The 19,206-nt window shown below is 49.9% G+C and carries 17 protein-coding genes; 8 read left to right on the top strand and 9 right to left on the bottom strand.

Annotation, left to right across the window (positions count from 1 at the left end; translation table 11 throughout):
* Positions 1-55: 55 nt before the first annotated feature.
* Together AC1S52_RS27310 and AC1S52_RS27305 are read right to left on the bottom strand one after the other, a co-directional pair.
* Positions 56-1,036, bottom strand: coding sequence for a LysR family transcriptional regulator (locus AC1S52_RS27310; RefSeq protein ID WP_482032200.1), 981 nt, complete (start codon positions 1,034-1,036; stop codon positions 56-58).
* A 577-nt stretch (positions 1,037-1,613) separates the two neighbouring features.
* Positions 1,614-2,402: a COP23 domain-containing protein gene (locus AC1S52_RS27305; RefSeq protein ID WP_482032199.1), complete on the bottom strand. Its 789-nt coding sequence runs from the start codon at positions 2,400-2,402 to the stop codon at positions 1,614-1,616.
* A gap of 478 nt (positions 2,403-2,880) precedes the next feature.
* Between AC1S52_RS27305 and crtR the strand changes: the two genes are divergently transcribed.
* A complete protein-coding gene (crtR, locus tag AC1S52_RS27300; RefSeq protein WP_482032198.1) occupies positions 2,881-3,822 on the top strand; it encodes a beta-carotene hydroxylase in 942 nt (313 codons plus the stop codon).
* A gap of 53 nt (positions 3,823-3,875) precedes the next feature.
* On the opposite strand, the gene AC1S52_RS27295 is transcribed toward crtR, so the two are convergent.
* The 3 genes from AC1S52_RS27295 to AC1S52_RS27285 all read right to left on the bottom strand — a co-directional run bounded on the left by AC1S52_RS27295 (position 3,876) and on the right by AC1S52_RS27285 (position 5,017).
* Positions 3,876-4,076 (bottom strand): Uma2 family endonuclease, encoded by a 201-nt coding sequence (locus AC1S52_RS27295; protein ID WP_482032197.1) that lies wholly within the window; start codon positions 4,074-4,076, stop codon positions 3,876-3,878.
* A complete protein-coding gene (locus tag AC1S52_RS27290) occupies positions 4,060-4,227 on the bottom strand; it encodes a hypothetical protein (protein WP_482032196.1) in 168 nt (55 codons plus the stop codon). Before AC1S52_RS27290 ends, AC1S52_RS27295 begins: the two co-directional genes overlap by 17 nt.
* Positions 4,228-4,330: 103 nt before the next feature.
* The gene (locus AC1S52_RS27285; RefSeq protein WP_482032195.1) at positions 4,331-5,017 is read right to left on the bottom strand and encodes a hypothetical protein; all 687 of its coding nucleotides are present in this window, start codon (positions 5,015-5,017) and stop codon (positions 4,331-4,333) included.
* Between the two features lie 187 nt (positions 5,018-5,204).
* Here AC1S52_RS27285 and AC1S52_RS27280 point away from each other — a divergent pair, with 187 nt between their 5' ends.
* The 4 genes from AC1S52_RS27280 (at position 5,205) to AC1S52_RS27265 (ending at position 9,630) form a co-directional block, all read left to right on the top strand.
* Positions 5,205-5,945: a S1C family serine protease gene (locus AC1S52_RS27280; RefSeq protein ID WP_482032194.1), complete on the top strand. Its 741-nt coding sequence runs from the start codon at positions 5,205-5,207 to the stop codon at positions 5,943-5,945.
* 276 nt (positions 5,946-6,221) lie between these two features.
* Positions 6,222-6,536 carry a YkvA family protein gene (locus tag AC1S52_RS27275; RefSeq protein WP_482032193.1) on the top strand — a complete coding sequence of 105 codons (315 nt, stop codon included), beginning with the start codon at positions 6,222-6,224 and terminating at the stop codon, positions 6,534-6,536.
* Positions 6,537-6,980: 444 nt separating this feature from the next.
* Entirely contained in the window at positions 6,981-7,700 is a 720-nt protein-coding gene (locus AC1S52_RS27270) for a hypothetical protein (protein ID WP_482032192.1), read from the top strand.
* A gap of 499 nt (positions 7,701-8,199) precedes the next feature.
* Positions 8,200-9,630, top strand: coding sequence for an amidohydrolase (locus AC1S52_RS27265; protein ID WP_482032191.1), 1,431 nt, complete (start codon positions 8,200-8,202; stop codon positions 9,628-9,630).
* Positions 9,631-9,934: 304 nt separating this feature from the next.
* On the opposite strand, the gene AC1S52_RS27260 is transcribed toward AC1S52_RS27265, so the two are convergent.
* Positions 9,935-13,015 (bottom strand): CHAT domain-containing protein, encoded by a 3,081-nt coding sequence (locus tag AC1S52_RS27260; RefSeq protein WP_482032190.1) that lies wholly within the window; start codon positions 13,013-13,015, stop codon positions 9,935-9,937.
* A 708-nt stretch (positions 13,016-13,723) separates the two neighbouring features.
* On the opposite strand from AC1S52_RS27260, the gene AC1S52_RS27255 reads away from it, so the two are divergent.
* On the top strand, positions 13,724-14,041 hold the full coding sequence (locus tag AC1S52_RS27255; protein ID WP_482032189.1) for a TlpA family protein disulfide reductase: 318 nt from the start codon (positions 13,724-13,726) through the stop codon (positions 14,039-14,041).
* 340 nt (positions 14,042-14,381) lie between these two features.
* Here AC1S52_RS27255 and AC1S52_RS27250 read toward each other — a convergent pair whose 3' ends face one another.
* Entirely contained in the window at positions 14,382-14,606 is a 225-nt protein-coding gene (locus tag AC1S52_RS27250) for a hypothetical protein (protein ID WP_482032188.1), read from the bottom strand.
* Positions 14,603-16,390, bottom strand: coding sequence for a S8 family peptidase (locus tag AC1S52_RS27245; RefSeq protein ID WP_482032187.1), 1,788 nt, complete (start codon positions 16,388-16,390; stop codon positions 14,603-14,605). The genes AC1S52_RS27250 and AC1S52_RS27245 overlap by 4 nt, the downstream gene beginning before the upstream one ends.
* A gap of 84 nt (positions 16,391-16,474) precedes the next feature.
* Between AC1S52_RS27245 and AC1S52_RS27240 the strand changes: the two genes are divergently transcribed.
* Together AC1S52_RS27240 and AC1S52_RS27235 are read left to right on the top strand one after the other, a co-directional pair.
* Complete coding sequence (locus AC1S52_RS27240; RefSeq protein WP_482032186.1) at positions 16,475-16,900, top strand: hypothetical protein; 426 nt, start codon at positions 16,475-16,477, stop codon at positions 16,898-16,900.
* Positions 16,901-17,110: 210 nt separating this feature from the next.
* Entirely contained in the window at positions 17,111-18,571 is a 1,461-nt protein-coding gene (locus tag AC1S52_RS27235; RefSeq protein WP_482032185.1) for a hypothetical protein, read from the top strand.
* A gap of 83 nt (positions 18,572-18,654) precedes the next feature.
* Here the strand turns inward: AC1S52_RS27235 and AC1S52_RS27230 are convergent, their stop codons facing one another.
* Entirely contained in the window at positions 18,655-19,191 is a 537-nt protein-coding gene (locus AC1S52_RS27230) for a hypothetical protein (RefSeq protein WP_482032184.1), read from the bottom strand.
* Positions 19,192-19,206 lie beyond the last annotated feature (15 nt).

Below are 19,206 nucleotides of genomic sequence, written 5' to 3'. Positions count from 1 at the left end.
AATTGAGACATGGGATAACAGACGTTGAATCAGCCAATCATCCAACGTCTAAAGTCTAAATTCGAGCGTCCCCATTGGCAGTAGACAGGGGTGAATGATTGACCTGAGGTGGCAATAACTCAGAAACCAGTTGATAAAAATGCTGAATGGGAGGGATTTTCAGGCGATCGCGGGTCGTTACCATCACAACCTGACGGGTGAGTGGCGGGTCTGCAAACGTGCCACCCCCAGTCCGACTATCGACCCCAGCGAAGATAGAACGTACCGCCAGGGTAGGGTCGGTATACGCTTCTACCAATGCGGTTTCAGGCAGTAGGGCAACCAACTCTCCCTGCCGAACTACCCCACGAAATGCATCGGGGGTGTTAAGTTCTAGAACAGCCCGGAGGGTCGCACCTCTGCGTTCAAACTGTTCCTGCACAATCCGCTGCATCCCATAGCCATCCTTAAACACAACCTGGGGATACTTTGCCAATTCTTCCCAGGGTACCGCTTCATAGCTTGCCAGGGGATGATTAACCGCCACCAGCACTTTAATCGGCTCATCATACAGCACTTCGACCACCATCTCAGCATTTGTTGTGAGGAAGCGATTATTCATGACGATCGCCAGGTCCACCAAACCATCTTTCAATACTTTGAGGGCGCGATCACTGCCCAATGCGGTTACCCGCAATTGTACATCTGGATACTCCTGGCAGAAGCGTTGCAGAATCGGCGGCAGGTAATAGGCGCAGAGGGAATGAATCGCCGCTACACAGAGTTCTGGCTGCTTGCCTGCAACCAGATCAGCCAGATCCTGGACAGCATTTTGCCACTCCTGACACATCTTCCTGGCACGGGGCAGCAGGCGATCGCCCGCAATGGTTAGCTTTGCCTGGTTTGCCCGGTGAAACAACGTCACGCCCAGATCAGCCTCCAAGCCTTGAATCTGGCGGCTAATCGCAGATTGGGTTACGCCACACCGTTGAGCAGCCTGCTGAAAACTCCCGGTCTCTGCTACAGCCAGAAACGCTTGTAACTGTTCTAAGCGCATGAAATATAAAATGGTTCAGATCACTGAATTTCAGCTTGAAGTGACCTTAGCGGATCTACTAAATTCAGTTCGGTAGAGATTGATACAGTCAGGGGACAGCATTTTATCCATTGTCAGGAGACAGGGGGTGAGGGAAATGGAGACAGGGTGAGGGAATCCAGTCGCCCATTACCCCCAGCATCACCACTGGGTAATTATTTCTGGCATCCTGCACAACGACCACTAGAAGGAGATTAATTCCTCCTAGTGGTCACCGTTCCTCACGCTTTTATCCCTGTTTGACAGTCTGCCCATTTAGAGGCTCTGTCTTGCTAGCCGAGTTCTTACAGATCAATGGCACTGAAATAAGCGGAAACATACGAGTGACCGCACGTTCCCATCATCCATCCCTCTCGTTCCAAGGCTCTGCCTTGGAATGGCAACCCTGGAGGCTCTGCCTCTAGTACTGATAGAGGCAGAGCCTCTCAGTCAGTATTCCCAGGCTGAGCCTGGAGAACAAGGTAAATAGGGATTTCTGTTTTAAGTCAGTGCCATTGTTCTGACAGATAGCCTCACTAATTTGCTGGAAATCATCTCCCTAACGGAATCGATCTGGATTTAATCGGGGAGCCGGACGACCTGGCGTACCACCGCGCAGGTAGGTACCTGTTCCACCGTCTGCCCGATCCAGGAAGGGACGTAGATCAATCCCACTAGAGTTGCTGGAACGCCCACCCAGGTTAGCTCCGCCCAGATTGGGTAAATCGATGTTCAGCATGTTACCCAGATCATTCAGAATTCCCGTTCCCCGTCCGCCTTCGACAAAGGTATTAACGGCATCAGTTCGCTGTCCGCTATCGGCAACGGTCAAGTTTTGGAAGACGCGATCGCGAGTGATGGTCGGATCTTGACCGGGGGGAACGGTTAGCACAATGCGACAGCCTGAAACCTTTTGAGTTGTCACACATACCGTGTTATAGCCATTCTCTATGGCTGTCTGCATCTCCAGCAATCCATCCGGCCGGTAAACCTCTAGCCGACGGCTGATCTCCCCACAGCGCCGTTCTGGAGTCCATCCCCCACCCATCGTGTTCGGGTTTGCCCACGGGTAGGACTGTCCTGGCTGACTCTCCGGATGATACATAACAACGTACTGCCCACCAGTGTACTGGCAGGTAAACCGGGTATTTGCCAACGTATTCGGTGCTCCACTACCCGGTGTGGAAGTAGTTGAGGAACCCGTATCAACAATCACATCATCGGGTGAAGCCGGTTCTTCTCCTCTCTGGGTTTGTTGGGCAGTTTGAGTAGATTGGGCAGCACTGGGAAACAGCGGACTGGCGATCGCGCTGTTACTACCCACCATTGCCGCTAACCCCAGCGACATGCCTATCCCCTTAAAAAGGATAACTACCGGACTGATATGCGGTCTAAACCCCCGTAAAGCCATGAAAATCACCTCTAGATAGGTCAGTGAATGAGCGAACCAGACTTGAAAACAATAGACTCTGAGGGACTGCACTAGGGCGCAGCTCAAAGTTCCATGCTAAAAAAACAACACCACAAGGTCGAGATTCTACCCATCTGTCATAGCAATCTGGCTTCTGAGGGGGCATCAGAAAATTTGCCGATGAGAACCCCGAACTGTAACTCCTCTAATCACTTGTGACGACACAAGTGCCTTGAAAGTTCCCCTTTGCCGTCCACTTGACAACTAACGCCTCATCCACTCAACCCCACCCCTCAGCGTTCCTTCTAACAACCACCCGATTCGATTAGATGAGCTAATTTCACAAAACTTTATTTTGCGCAATGGAGTAGCGTATACTACGCTGTGGTGATTGAGAAGAGGAGCAGGATTATAAATGTCGGAGGCAGTGAAGCCCCTGACGGTGCCCAAGGAGTTGTTAGGTCCTCCCCGTGATTTCAACCCGACGCTGCTAATATTCCTGGCAGCGATCGCTTTGGCGACCGTTTCAACCTTTGGTTACTTTTGCTGGCATTGGTATCAGTGGTGTTCGTTTGTTATGAATTTGCTGGCACTGCATCTGGTTGGCACTGTCATCCATGATGCTTGCCATAGTGCTGCTCACCGCAACCGGATTGTTAACGCGATCCTGGGTCACGGCAGTGCTCAAATGTTGTGCTTTTCCTTTCCCGTGTTTACCCGCGTGCACATGCAGCACCACGCGAATGTGAACGATCCGAAAAACGATCCCGATCATGTGGTTTCTACGATGGGACCCCTATGGTTGATCAATGCACGCTTTTTCTATCACGAAATTTATTTTTTCCAGCGCCAGCTCTGGCGTAAGTATGAATTGCTGGAATGGGTAATTGCCCGCTCGATTCTGGCAACCATCGTCTTTCTGGGCTACCAGTACGGGTTTATTGGTTATATTTTTAATTTTTGGTTTGTTCCTCTGGCAATTGTGGGATGGGAATTGGGCTTATTTTTTGATTACCTGCCCCATCGCCCATTTAAGGAACGCGATCGCTGGAAAAATGCCAGAGTTTACCCTAGTCGGATTTTGAACCTGATGATTATGGGGCAGAATTACCACCTAGTTCATCACCTATGGCCCTCAATTCCCTGGTATAACTACGAACGGGCGTATTTTGCCACCAAGCCCTTACTGGATGCCAAAGGGTCCCACCAGTCCTTAGGGTTACTCCAGACCACGAAAGATTTTTTTGGCTTCGTCTACGACATCATTCTGGGAATTCACTTCCATAAGAAGGAAACTGTTGAAGTTACGAAAACAAGCGACCAGCCTTCACAAGTCATTGACCCGGAAGACATCTAAGCGATTGCTCGGTAAGGACTAAAAAATCAGCAAACAGGGAGCTTGTGAACCCTTTACCGCTTTCCTGTCAACACTTGAGCCACTGTTAGGGGCAATTCTGGAAACGTAGGGGACTGAATCACACCTTCCCCTAAAAAAACAGTCTCATCATAACGACCTTCATATAATTGGCAGATTGTCACTTTCCCCTGTAACGGGTCAACAATCCAATACTCAGGAATTTCTAAAACACTATATTCACTGTACTTTGGCACGGTAGTCTGCCGGTTTTGTTGACTCGCTGACCACTTCCACAACTAACAAAGGGGGTGACTCATGCAAATCAATAATCGCTTCCCGATCTGCCATTGCCTTCCACTGGGCGATCGCTAAAACGGTGATTCTGGAACCCTGGAGGTATCCCAACGCCCTCTAGGGGGCTATCGCACGCCTCCCTCCGCTGCAAAAACCCACCCAGCGCATAGAACAAAGCGGAATCGTTGACCTTGGGATCAAGATCACAAAGTTACTAACTTTTGGGAGAGGCTTTTGGAGCAGGCGATGATTTTGTTTCCTCTTTTTTATCTGCCGAGGACTTATTGGCTTCAGGCTTTTTATCCTTAGACTTGTCGTCCTTCGCCTTATCCTTTTCTTTCTTTTCTTCTTCGACTGACTTAAACGGCTTGAAAGAGTATTCTCTGGTAACTGTCTGGCTGGGAGATCCATCTGGATCACCCGAACTGTATTTGTCCATCTTGACGGTGATCTTTCCGGCATTCGCAGATAGAGTTTTAACCTTAGCCCGTTCACCCAGAAATTCTGCGGAAGCGTGTCTGGGTTCACCCTTTTCGTTGATCACACCGACCAGATAGGTGAACTTCCTGCCGTCAATATTGATGGTCAGGGGTGCGATCGCATCCTTAATCCCATCCCGGTTCAAATCTCCGTAGGAGACAGGCTCTCCCAAAGTAAAGACCCGTTTTTTGCCATCTGTAAAGGTGCCCTTAGCCAACTTCACAGGGCCATCTGCCAGAATATAATATTCGGTATTCTTAAGCTTTTCCACCGTCAGAGGCGGTCTGGATGGTGGTTTGGGTTTCTGAGCAGGCGAAGGCGATGGGGAGGCAGCGGTTTCGGTCGAGGCGGCGGGGGAAGTAGCCGCTATGGGAGAAGGAGACGCACTGGAAGCGGTGGGCTGCTCTCCCAAAAACGGCATTGAAGAGACGGAACAGCCACTGATCCCTGTTCCTAAACCAAGCCCAACAATTGCTATGAGGAAGGTGCTTTTGTAGTTAAAAATCATCTTGCATAAAGAAGAATACTGTGTTTAATCAAAGGAAGCGATCGGTGTTGCCATTCAGACGGACGCTAACGCTAGCTAAATGTACATCATTTTCCTGGATATGAAACTTCGATATTGGCTGCTTTGCCTTACCTCCCTCTTGCTAATTGTTGCTGTTCCAGGTATTAAGACGGCAACTCAGGTACTGACGGATTTGGGAAATCCCAAACAATCCCCATCAGCCAGCAATTCAGAGCTGCAAGCAGGGAACCCCCAGTCGGCTCCGCCCAAGAGCGAACAGCAAATTGCTGACGAAATTTTTCAAACCGTGAATCCTGCTGTGGTCACAATCTACAGCGGCAGAGAAATTGGTTCGGGAATCATCATCAAACCAGAAGGATGGGTGCTGACCAATAAGCATGTGATCTGGAGTTCACCGCAGGTAAAGGTCAAAACTGCCGGGGGCAAAACCTACAAGGGGTGGGTGACATCCGTGGATATGCAATATGACCTGGCACTGGTTCAGCTAGAAACCAAAGAATCCCTTCCGACTGTACGCATGGTAGGCAAAATGAATCTTAAACCCGGTCAGAGAGTTTATGCGATCGGTAGTCCTGGCGGACAGGCAGGGACCTTTACCAAGGGCACCTTTACCAAGATCACCAAACATGGCAGTCTGCAAATAAGTCCTGGTTTGCTTCAGCCCGGCAACTCTGGCGGACCATTACTAAACGCCCAGGGAGAAATGATTGGTATTAACAAAGGATTATTGGAGGATGGCAGTGGGCTGGCAACCAGCGTCATCCCAGCACGGATGTTTATTGAGCGTACCCGACGGGCGGCGGGGTCGAAGTCGAGCTAATAGCCTGCGACATAAGTTTGGCATCCCCTGTCCAGCCAGGGCGAAGGGCAAAAGATAAAGCGTATCCGCCTGTAAAGCTTATAGCGGTTAGCCATTAGAGCTAGGACAAATCAGGAACCGTAGAACCCTGCCTCACTCCTTTCTCCCTTTAACACCTGTCACCGAATAGCTGTCACCAGCTATAGTGCAGTTTTCTCTCCTGCCTTGGACAGGATATCCACACTGGAGGTCTATGAAGAGACTTGCCAGGATAGGAGATGAATAGAGGGCTAAACAATGAAAAATTCGATTGAGTCAATTTACAACTGGTACCGTAGCGTCATTCGCAACCCCAAATACCGCTGGTGGATTATTCTGGGCACGTTCCTTTATCTACTCAGCCCGATTGATATTGCACCGGACTTTCTGCCGATCATAGGATGGATTGACGATGGCATTATTGCTTCGCTACTTGTGGCTGAGTTGTCCCAGATTCTGCTTGAACGTTTGAAATCAGGTCAAAACAGCAAGACAGATCAGGGCATTCCTACGAATGCTGCATCTACCTCCAATGCAAGCACAGTAGAGGTCAATGCTGTAGAGCTTGAATAAAGGATAATGCTGAATAGCAGTATAAATTGGAGCAAAGTTTCAATTTATACAACTTCTAGTTCATACCCAAAATCAGCAACGCCGAATAAAGAGTTTAGGGAACAGTTTGGAAGCAAAATGTAGGGTTGGCATGACTTTGAGCTAATATCCCACAGGCGCATTTTTGTTAAAATTCAGCGCGTTGTAGTGAGGTATAGTTGCTGCGATCGCTCCATCTCCCACAGTCTACCCTACACGCTATGCCAGGTTTATAGCCGTTGCATAATCGCCTTGACCTCCAACCTGTTCCCAATTTCGCCTAACCATCCCAAACCCCACTAACAAAATTCCATTAATTTCCTTTGACTGAGTGCTGCATTTTGGTGAGTATGAGTAAAATCGGGGTAACGTCTCATACGTCTGAGCCGATCATATTGGAGAACCACTCCCAGCAGCACCTACCAAATGCACCCGACACCGCCTATACCCGACGATGAAATCAGCCCATCTGGGATGAAAAAGCTTGCTATCGAGAGCGTGTCTCAGCTTGTGGAAGATTATCCCCTCCTGTTTTGGGCAGGGATTTGGTTGTCAGTTCTACTGGTTGCTGCGATCGCGGTCAGCGGTCTGGTTAGCCCTGGATTGCCCGGTCGTCGTGCTTCTAGCGCTTCATTTGGTTCTAGCACCAGTTCAGAAAATGTCCAAACTTCTGGACGACAGAATCGGGTACCGTTCTGGCTATTTGGTGCACTTGCCATCACCTGTACAGCGGGTTCAATCCTGGTTTCCCAACGCATTTCCCAGACTGAGCGGACTCACAAGCTATCCAGACCCCGTCGTTCGGGTCGATATTCCCCCTCGCCCCGTCCTGCTGACGCGGGGAATCGTCCTTCTACCCACGGCAAGCGTCCAAGCAAGCGTTTGAGACCATTCGTAGAGAATGAATTTCGTTCTCCTCCAACTTCTCCAACTTCCCGCCCTCAACCTTCGGGTGCAGCCTTCGGTTCATTAAATCCCCGTCGTCAGCGGAAGCGCCGTCCTCAACCTATTCCCCGTAGAGGAGCAGCCCCTGTTCCGGTGACGGTGATTCCCCCCGAACAAAACCACCCGCTGGATTGGAATGAAGCGAGTCTGGCAGACGCGATGGATATTCGCAAGCAGCGATCGCTCTCCTCCTGGATGTAAAGGAAATTGCTGGCTTAAGCCGTGAGATGATTCTTGTAGCTTGGGTTGACGACAGGAAACCCAACATCACCAACACGCAAAAGGGTGAGATTCAACTGTATAATTACACTCTTATTCATACAATCACTGATTGCTGCAAAGCCTATGGGTGTTGGGTTTCGTAGGCTAAACCCAACCTACGGCGCGAGGATGCGATCGCACTTATTTTCAGAGCAACCATTGATATTTCAATTACACTATTTTCGCGTAAAATCGTAATATTTTTACTTGGAATCTGATGACTTCTATGGAACCATTCCTCTGTCCGTGTTGTGCATCGGTCGTTCTACACACCTTGTCTCAATACAATCCACAGGTATTAGTTCAGCCGTTGATGATGCTAGGGTCGAGTTCTTTATCTGCTGCAATTGGGTTGAAGAAACAACCTTCTGAGAACACTTCTGGTAATGTCCCCCTTTTGCTTGATTGCTCCCCCTAATTGATGTGAGGAATAAAGACAATGCTGTCCTTTCGTAAGTTTGCCCTTAAGCAATGGCTGAAGCAAGGGATCATTCTAGCTTTGGGCATAATTGCAACTAACCTGCTCCTGGTTTTGACCATACCGCTTTTGGGTTTGCATCCCGCTCAAGCGCAACAGCCTTTTACGGGTACACCTGCCACAAAACCTGCTTACTTTGATCGCTTGATGGCTGAAGTTGATCAAGATGGTGATCGCCTGATCAACATTTTCAAAGACATTCATCAAAACCCTGAATTGCAATTCAACGAAACCCGTACAGCGGCGATCGTGGCAAAGGAACTAAAGGCATTGGGCTACGAAGTCAAAACCGGGATTGGTAAAACCGGAGTCGTGGGCATTTTGCGAAATGGGGATGGTCCCAAGGTGATGTATCGGGCGGATATGGATGCATTGCCCGTAGAAGAAACGACTGGATTGCCCTATGCCAGCACTAGACGGGCAACGCTCCCAAATGGCGTAGAGACCCCAGTGATGCACGCCTGTGGTCATGATTCCCATACAACCTGGATGCTGGGTCTGGCAAAGGCAATGGTGGCATTGAAGTCGGACTGGAAAGGGACGCTGATTTTAGTCGGGCAGCCCGCAGAAGAAGGGGTTGCGGGAGCCAGAGCAATGGTTGAAGATGGTCTTTACACCCGCCATGGAGTGCCTGTGCCTGATTATTTGCTCGGAATGCACAGTGCCCCCGGTCCCACAGGGTTCATTGCCAGCGCCCCAGGACCCCGAATGGCAGGGAGTGATCCGATTGATATTGTATTCAAAGGGGTGGGAGGTCACGGTTCCTCACCCCATCTGGCAAAAGATCCCATTCTCATGGCTGCGAATGCAATCGTCCAATATCAAGCGATCGTAGCGCGGGCGATCGACCCTCAAGAAGCCGCTGTGATTACCGTTGGCTCATTTCAGTCCGGGGAAGCCAATAATGTGATTCCGGAAGAAGCCTTGCTGAAACTCAGTTTGCGATCGTTCAAACCAGAAGTCCGGGAAACGATGCTGAAAGGAATTGTCTCTGTCAACCAATCGATCGCGCGTGCCTATGGGATGCCAGAGGATCAACTGCCAACCCTGACAGCAAAAGGCGGCTCACCTCCACTGGTAAATGACAAAGAATTGATTGATCGCATCAATCCTCAATTAGCGAGTTTCGTTGGGTCCAACAAACTGATCGCTGACTTTCCCGGCACTACAGGCTCAGAAGATATCCATCAGCTCAAGGGCGATCATAAAAATATTCAGTTCAGCTTTGTCTTCGTCGGTATTGCCGATCCTGCTTTGTTTGCGAAAGCCAGGGCAGAAGGTAAAACGGTTCCTTTCTCAAACCACAACCCTAACTTTCAAGTCGATCTCAATGCCATTCCATTTGGCACAAAAGTTGCATCATTAATGACGATGGAGTTGCTACAAAACTAGACAACCAAGTTGCCAGTAAACCAAACTATTCTGCTGATAGGGAAATCGGTTTCTGCTAAACGAACTCAACCCAACCTGAAGGACTTACTTCAGGCTCATCACTGTCTTCCAGTCCTCAACTGCCTGGGCTGACCACATCCAATTTTTGCTTAAAGCATCCGGTTGGAAATTGGCAGGATCATCGGTGAGGACTTTCTGGCGCAATTGAGCCGCCTGACTGCGATTACGGTTGCGCTCTTCGGCAGATTGATTTTCTGACTGTTTGACCAGTACCAGTGCTATACCAGCACGAGCCGTTAAAGCTTCATAGGAATAGGCGGGGATTGGCTTTTTTAGTTCCTATTTGACTCGCAGATCCTTCCCCTGCCAGTTCCAGGGCACGTAGCCACGCATGTCTGGCATTATTCAGATCGCCGGCTGCGTAAGCAGCGAATCCCAGAGCATTTTGCCGCTGGGGAGTTGGTTCTCGTCGGTTGGCAGTTTCCCAATAACGACGGGCATCTTCAATGCTGTAGTCCCGGTTGCCGGTCATGGCATACTGCCACACAGCACGCCCCATTAAGAAGTTAAGCGTAGGATTATCGGTCTTTTCACTAAGGACTGGAGTCATCGCAGCCACCGCTTGAGCTAGCGCACCCCGATCCAACAAGGTCTGAATGGACGATTCTGCTCCCAGAATGTCTCCCCGGTTCAATTGCCTGGTGGCAAGGGCAGCAACGGTTTCCGTACTATCGGTCTGCTCGTCGGTCTTTTCAACATTCGTAATCGGGGGCTGAAACAGAGGCAGGCGAAATAATGAGCTATCGATGTAATTGCGGGAAAACCAGACACCCATGACGATCGCTGTAATACTAATGGCTCCCGCTCCCGCCCAAAGCAGCGATCGGGTGGACTGTCCCAGGGAAACCGCCCTTGCACGGGCATAGGATGTGCGGGGAAAGTCTAGCATTTGCTGAAAGGGAATCTGGTTCGATGGCATTGGCAGAGCCATTTCTGCAATATCGCCATTTGTACCGATCCCATTGGCAGGCTGTGCCACCGGAGGACGGATCTCTACCACCGAAGGGCGAGTTTCTATGGGTTCAGGGTCAAGGTTCAACTGGTCTGGGGACAGATGAACCCCTTGCTTACGGAGAGCAACGTCCAGGTTTTGTCGAGCTTCTTTCAGCATCGGGTTGAGTTGAATTGCCCGACTGTATGCCCGAATTGCCTCCCTGACATTGCCCTGCTGGTAAAGTGCCAGACCGAGGTGGTTGTGCGCCTCTGCCAGGGAAGGGTTAATCCGAATTGCCTGCTGGTAAGCTGCGATCGCTTCAGATAGATAACCCTGTCCACAGAGCGTCAGCCCCAAGTGATCATAAGCCTCTGAGTTAGTCGGATTTGCTTGAATTGCCCGGTTACAGGTGGCGATCGCCTCAGTGGGTTTGCCGGTTTCCGCCCAAAGCCGCTCCAGTTCCAGGTAGACTGACCCATCATCTGCCTGCTCAATCAAGGTAGGGGCTTCCGTTTCCACGGTTGCTGCCACCCGGTTAGGCGTGGGAATCACCGCAGGCGCAATATCGGCAGACGGATCTAGAACGACGTGAGAATCTACTGAATGAATATCCTCCTCTGGAGGCAAGCTTTCAGTAGCAGTCGTGGGCAGGGGCGGAGCTGGAACAACCTGTCTGGACGAGCTTTGGGAAAGCTGCTGCACCAGTTGAGCGATTTCCAGTTCAGGCTGGTACTCTGGATCGTCAAACTCCAGATCTTCCGGGTCCAACAGGGAGTCATCATCAAAGGAATCAAATTCGGGGTCAAATTCATCCGTGCCAAATTCATCAGCACCCAACCTGGTTAAGCTAAATCCTGAAGAAGTCACCTTCTCCAAGTCAAACATCTCTGAGCTGGTGTCTTCCTCCAGATCTGCCTCACCCAGATCTGCCGTGTCTAGATACCCTTCACTTAGCGCGTCGTCCCGCCCTTCAGCATCAAATCCTGGAGCATCCAACCCTTCAACATCAAACTCTTGGGCATCCAACTCTTCAGCCCCAAAAGCATCAGGCTCAGGGAATGACTCTCTATCGAGAATGTCATCGTCTTCCAACGCAGCATGGTCGCTCCAAGCATATTCCGTTAGGGCTGGCTCTTCAGAAGCAGAACCAAACGATGCGATAGATAGGAGTCTGTCTGCACTCTCTGATGGCGGTTGTAGATATCCATTAAACTCAGGCTGCAAATAGAGGATGGGCAACGCCCAATACATCTGGTCAGAACCATAGGATGAAAGCAGTCCTTGACGGGCGCGGCTCAGGCTTAAATCGATGGGATAAAGCTGCTTCAGGTTACGGTAGAATAATCGGCTCAAATTGAGCGCTACATCATCGGGAATGCGCTCTGCCATTGCCAGTACCGCCGGAATACCTCGCTTAACCAGCGCTTCTGCCAGGTTTCCTTCCCCAACCTCTGAACTGGACTCAGCCGTCGCTGTATATGCCCCCCGGCAAGAGTTAAACACAGCCATTCGGATGCCGTTATTAACCAGTAACCCCGCCAGGTCATCGCCACTAACTGATTCCGTTAGCCCAGTTTTGTTGCTCACCAGGTAGAGCTTGCCACCATCACTGCCCAGGTTGCTATGTCCTGCATAGTGCAAGACCTGGTAATGGTTATGCTCTAACGCCTGGGTGAGTTGTTCCCGTCCCGGTTGCTCCAGAATGGTGAGTTCAATATCAGGGAACCGACCATTCCGACTCCCATTCTGAAGATCCTCTAACTCTTCTTGCAGGTGCAGGGCTTCTTGCTTCAGTGCCAAAACTTCCTGGTCGCTGGGAGCGGCTAACACTAGCAAAATTTTGAGTGCCTGTCCTGGTTCAACGACTGATACCGGCTGAAATTGGAATGATGAAATGGCTGCAAAGCTGGAGTTATAGCGGGAGAACAGCACATCTGTTCCCGTTGCCAGGGGGCGATCGCCCGCATGGAGAACTTCCCAGGGTAAGCGGGGCAGACGATGATCCTTCAAACCAAGCCGTAGTCGAAGAATCTCCTGCCGATGCTGAGCGATACCTTGAGCCGTCATCCAGCTATCCCGAATCGTTCCCTGGAAGAGGGCATTATAAAGATGTTGCCCCAGGGAAATTAAGTTAGTTGAACGTTGAGACTGAACATCTGAAGAATGGTTGAAAGTGCTTTGTAAAGTATCGGTGAAGGAAGGGATGGCATCTCCTCGAAGCAAGCCAGTTAGCGGATCATTCATTAATAAAGATGCCCGCTCTAGCCATTCCTGGACGGGCCACCTGACCTGTTCTTCCGCCAACGGCACCCCTGGTGCAACCCGTTCCGTTCGCACCAGATATTCATCATCCCCAATTGGAGTCACAGAAATGTGAAATTCCTGGGTCACCGCTACACTCCGAGAACATTACCTTACAAGCTTTTCAGTCGATTTTAGGCGATTTCTGACCCTTACCTAGACAACCAAAAAATCAGCGCATCAGGTAGAAGCGCGATCGCTAAAACTCTAAGATCCAGGTTGCCCTTTTTAAGGTGCCGCAGCGCCATTGATTCGTATCGTTTTGCATCGTAGGTTATGACAGGCTGCTTACTACACTCTACAACCTCGATCTGGGGCTTTTCGTAAAATTCGGTAAATGCACTGACTCAAGCAGATAGGCTTTATCAATTTCTTACTGAATCATGACACGAGCCACTGAAATACACGGATCCTGCCCCGAAAGGTTACTAAAAATTTAAAAAAACCCCTATCTCTTTAAATCTTTCCACAAAATCAATCCGGATGGTCACAATCCGCCTATGGAATACATAGATGGTAGATGCACCCTAATTTGTTCCCCAGTTCAACTTTTGATCTGGGGTTTTTGTTTGATCAACAACACCTCCCAGTCCTTTGCCTACTGACTACTGGGAGGAATGCTTCACTCTGACAACATCAAGACCTTGGAAGTGTTGGGTTTCGCTGTCGCTCTACATAACCCAGGTTGCTAACTCCTGACTCTTCAAACAACGCTGCACCGGAGGTCACTGAGAACCGCTATATTAATATCTGAGTTTAATTATCTGATGTTCAACGCCCTTGGAGATAGCTAACCCTATGAATCGAACAGTCATTAAGTTCTCCTCGGAAGATTGTGGGATTTGCCACAAAATGTCCTTCTATGACCAGAAAGTGGTGGAGGAACTTGGGCTTCAGTTCGTTAGCGTCAAAATGCAGGACACCTCAACCTACCGCAAGTACCGCAAAATTCTGCTAGCTCAGTATCCCGATAAGGAAGGGATGGGCTGGCCCACTTACCTGATTTGCGATGAACCAGAGGGGGATAACTTCAAGATTTTAGGAGAAGTCAAAGGTGGGCATCCTAAAGGAGAATTCAGGAGCCGGTTGCAGGAAGTATTAGCCAGTACAAATTGAAGCTTGAATCTGTAAATACCAATTTTGAATTTTCAGTTTGCTTGTTCCAAAGCCTACCTTGGAATGGGAAACCTGGAGGCTCTGCCTCTAATGCTCATACGAGGCAGAGCCTCTCAGTCGGTGTTCCCAAGGCCGAGCCTGGAGCACAAGATATGCCAGGGCGTTCAGCCTTAAGTCAGTGATATTAAGTTTTAGATCCCAGGAATCTTTGAGATTCCTGGGATCTTGGTAAAGGCTCTATGTCTAAATCAGTGCTATTCTGCACTACGCTGAAGCCTATCCGAAAACTTTTTGAGTTTGATCTCATGAGCCTGAGCAGTTGGGCTTTGCGGATGATTTTTTAGCTCAACACCTCAAAATTCTGGACTTCCAGAATTGGGCCAATCATCGCAAAGGACATCACATCTTCGCGAATTTTGCCATCGACCTTGACCTTTAACCCGTTTTTATGGAGGTCACCAGGTGACTTATGCAATTCGTAGGTTTTGCCATCGTTGCCAACAAGTGCCCAGGTTCCAGGACCCAAGCCTTTGCGTTCAATCGTACCTTCAACCTGAATACTCATGTCGCTGAAACTCCTCCGGGTTTAACGGCTAACCGTGCCAGTGCAAAACAGAGCAGGGCATTGACCACCAGGAAAATGCGGGCAACTATCCCATCTCCTAGCCACATCATAGTGGGTGACCAGGCAGCGCTGATCGCAAGGCAGGCAGTCATGCCAAGGGTTGTGCCAATGGCAAACCATTTCCATTGGGCGTGTCCTAATAACAGAACAATTAAAACTAGAGGCACCAACACGCTGGCAAAGATCGGATTCAAGGCAGTCGTACCCTGAACCGCACTGCCCAACTCTGGAATCGAACTGCCCAGAACACGGAAAGGCCATTGGGGGGCATCAAAGAGATAGACTCCCTTGAGGAAAAATAGACCTGAACTGCCAGCCACCAGACCTGTGGAGAGAGTCCAACCCCAGGTGAAGGGGAAGAAATTCCGCAGCAGCCATGCCAGCAGGTAAGAGCCAATAACCATCAAAACCTTGGGCCAAAGAGCAATCACGCCACCATCGATCCAGAATCTGGGGTTGAGGTAGCCGTTGTCGCGCAACCAGCGGAAGAAGTCGCGGAAAGTAATGCGACCACGGGTTACCAGCTTCACAGCCGCATCTGCATCCAGCTTGCCTGCACCGTAATGGTTAAGGGAATCATCTTCTACCTTGAGGGCAGATTGTTTGAGTACATCTTGCACCTCATCTGGGCTTTCAATCCCTTCTGCCTTCAATAGAGCAGCCACTCCAGCTACATGGGGAGCCGCCATACTGGTGCCCTGGTATGAGGCGAAAATCGACTCACCCGTTTCTGGATCAATCGTATTTTGGAGAATGCCCCCGTCGGGATCTTCGCCATTTTTAGCGCCACCGGGAGCGGAAATATCGATACCTGCCCCAAAGTTAGAGTAGGGCGCTTTGGAACCTGAAGGACCCAGGGCAGAAACCCCAATAACGCGAGGATAGCGAGCAGGATAGGCAGCCGCATTTTCACCAGAGTTGCCAGCGGCGGCAACAATCACCACTCCTTTATCGTAGGCATAGTCGATCGCCTCTTTCATCAGTTGGCTTTCACCCCCACCCCCCAGGCTCATATTGATCACCTGGGCACCATTGTCAGCCGCAAATCGAATGGCTTCGGCAATATCTGCTATAGTGCCGCCACCAGAGGCTGATAGTACTTTTAAGGGCATCAGAGTAGCTTCATAGGCAATTCCAGCAACCCCAAAGCCATTGTTGGTTGACTGGGCGATCGTGCCCGCCACATGCGTTCCATGACCGTTATCATCGATTGCTTCAACCCGATCATTCACAAAGTCGTAGCCTTCCGCAAAGGTGGTTTTTGCCAGGTCAGGCACCGGGCTAATTCCAGTGTCAATTACCGCGACCGTGACACCTTTACCCTTTGTATCGTCCCAGGCTGGCTCGACGTTTATGCTACGGAGGTTCCACTGCTTACCATAATCCGGGTCATTAGGGGCAAGAAAGGTACTGTAGATATAGTCGGGTTCAATGAACTCGGTATAGTTTCTGACCTCAGACTTTTTCAACGTCTTCAACAGCTTTTTGTCCCCTTCGACAACAAAGATATGGTCGTCAAAGGAAAATACACTGTTCAGTCGGGGAGTCACGTTAAATTGCTGGGCGATCGCCTGAACTTGCTGTTCAATCTGCGCTGCGCCTACATCTTCTCGGAAGTTCAGCACAATGGAGTCATAAGTTCCCTGGTGAGCCAATCCGGTAAAGTTTGCCAATGCCAGCCACAACCCACCGATAAACAATCCCAGCAGCAAAAGTCTTTTCATACCCGTGGTCAACAGTGAGGATTCATACAAACATAGCTCACGTCCAGGCAAAATGGGGGAAGACGTTGAAGATCTTGATTTACTATGCAACACGCACTTTTCTGGCTGCCTCTGCTGGCATTCTTTATTGGGTTAGCCTGGTCTGGTTGGCATGAGTACCAGAAGGTTGAGGCTTACCGAGTCTGGGCTGAGCAGTTTGACCGGGCAAAGTACGATGTGTATGCCGTTTTGGGACAGAAAGAGAGGATATTAACCTGGGGAGTTCCAACCCGACGGGGTCCAGTTAACCTGAAGAGCTTTTCTCTCAGTGATATTTACGCGATTCAGATGCGGGTGAATGGGCAGTTGGTTGATCTGGCATCTCCACCGGGCAAAGGTAAAGCGGTACTGGAGTTTGTGACGGCAACCCAGGAAGCTCCTGTTAGTGTCCCATTTACAGAACCCCCTTTAGCCGCCAGGTGGGGGCAATACTTACAACAAGAACTGCAACAGTTGCAGGTAGAGTCTTAGAGAAAAACTCATTGTCCATGACCAACCCGATGCGTCGTAGTATCTTGATTTAGCCCCAGGTTAATTCTTTAGCCGCAGCTCAATTCGCTTCTGATTTTTTGTGGCGGATGGTTGGAATGGGGATAGAGTGGGGCATGACTATCCCCTTGTGGTGGGCTGGGTTGGGTTGATATGGGTTCTCGCAATCGTGCTTTCAACCATTCCAAAGGCGTGGCTAACATCGAGACGCTTTCTGGCAAAGGAAACCTGGGCAACCAAAAAGTTGCCATGCCTACTCACCAAGGTAAGCCTGGGCAAAAGTCATCCTGGGTAGGGGGAGGCGTGGTCATCTCCGTGCTTTTTGTCGCCGCCACAGGCATTGGGTTAAGCATCCGATTTGGGGCAGAGTTTATCCTCAACCCCCAGTCAGTGAATTGGCTGAATCGGTGGCTACCCAACTGGATACCAGTCCCGGTCACAGGGCTAGAGCATCCTCAAACACTTCAACAAATCAAGACTGAAATTGAGCAGGCAGGGCACGTCGCTGGGGAAGCGCTGGCACTGGGGCAAAATCGCAGTTTTTTAGATAGTCAATTCATGGCATCGGATTTACTGGTGCCGGTGATGGAACGGCAGCCTAACTGTCAGAACGATTGTGAAAAAATTGTAGAGTTGCGGTTGTACCAGTCTGTCCCTTTGAGACAAAAAACGGTTGGACAGGTGCTTACCTTTCATCTGATCAATCAACTGGCGATCGCGGGGCCCGAAGAATTATTTGTCATTGCACCTCTGATTAGCAACCAATCTGACACTCATGGGTCAACTCGCCAGCTACCTTTAACAGGACTTAAACGGTTTGAAAACAAATCTCTACCCCCAGGGATCTGGCTCAATCTGAGTGGGCAATGGTCTCGTCACCATACCGTGATTTACGGGAAAATTGTGCATTACAATCCCAGCCGGTTTCACCTCAGTACAATGCTGGAGTGGAGCAGCACCACCGGAGAGGAACCTACCTGGCAACGGGTGATAGGAACAGAAACCCCCGAACTGGTAATAAATCAAACCATTGGCATGGAGCCTCAGTTCAAGATATTTCAGGTGCACCCCCGCAAATTTTTGCCGAACCCGATTCACCTGGAACCGATATCCCTGATTGAACCTGCCATCAACAATCAGAACTACAGCAAAGGACTATTACTTGCCCGCAGTGGCTTATGGTCGATTGGTTTGGAGTGGCTTCAATCCGTCAAGCGTCAGAACAAGCAGGCATGGACTACCGCTGCCCAGGCTCAAATGGAACTGATTCACAGGCACGCCCAGGCAACTCAAACCCAGGCAGAAAAATCCTGGGTGAGTGCCAACCAACAAATTTTGGCAAACCTGATCGATGGTCGTTGGCTCAGGGCGCTCTCTATCTTTGAAACCAATTCAGAGAACAGCCTGGAAATCGCTGAACTGTTGAGGGCAGATCAGGGTCATTTACAAAGCCGCATCGAGTCAGCACTGCAAGTAAACCCCGCCCAATTAGAGGTAAAAGTCTGGGGGGCACTATTGGTTGCTGCACAAAAGGATCAGAAGGCAGCGATCGCCTGGCTCAAAAAACAGCCTAAAACCACCAGCGCAGATATCAACCACATCAGCCAACTGATTAAACGCATCGAAAATTCAAGCAACCCTCTAGATGAGTAGGGGAGGGGCAGTGGTCAGTAGTCAGTGGCGGATAAGATGCTTCTTTCCAACTCAAAACTCTTAACTCAAAACCAATCCACCCCTCACCTCCTACTGAGCCAATCCTGCCAGCGAATTTTACAAGTGACGTACAAAGGAACCTGGTAATGCTCAACCAGAAGCCAGGTAACAAACAGAAAGTGAGAAAGAAATGCCAACCCAACCCAAATGGTTGGAAACCAGTACCAGGAACTTCCCTGCATGGGGGGAAAGGTATGGGAAGATAGCCAGATTAACCCAGGGGGTAACACAACCAGGGCGACTCCTACCAGCCAGATAATAACTGTTAACTCCTTATCAATATGACTGGTGGCACCCTGCCACGCCCTCCCGTTCCACCGCCACGTCATAGGTTGGGAGCTATCTTCCACCCGAATGGACTGGTTACGCAGATCAGCAGTAAAAATGTGGCGGCAAAAATTACAGGCAAAGGCATGCATCAGCGGTAGCGTTGCAATTTGCCCATGACGACATACCGGGCAAGTATAAGTTTCCTCATAGTTGAGATTGCGCCGCTCAGATATTCCTGCCGCATGCTTTGCACTATTGACGGCATCGCGCCGAACCATCGGGTCTATCATAAAGCGCCTGACTAT

Source organism: Kovacikia sp. CALU 1929 (assembly GCF_056784235.1).
The sequence above is the reverse complement of the archived record's forward strand: the minus strand, read 5'-3'. Positions and strand labels throughout refer to the sequence as shown.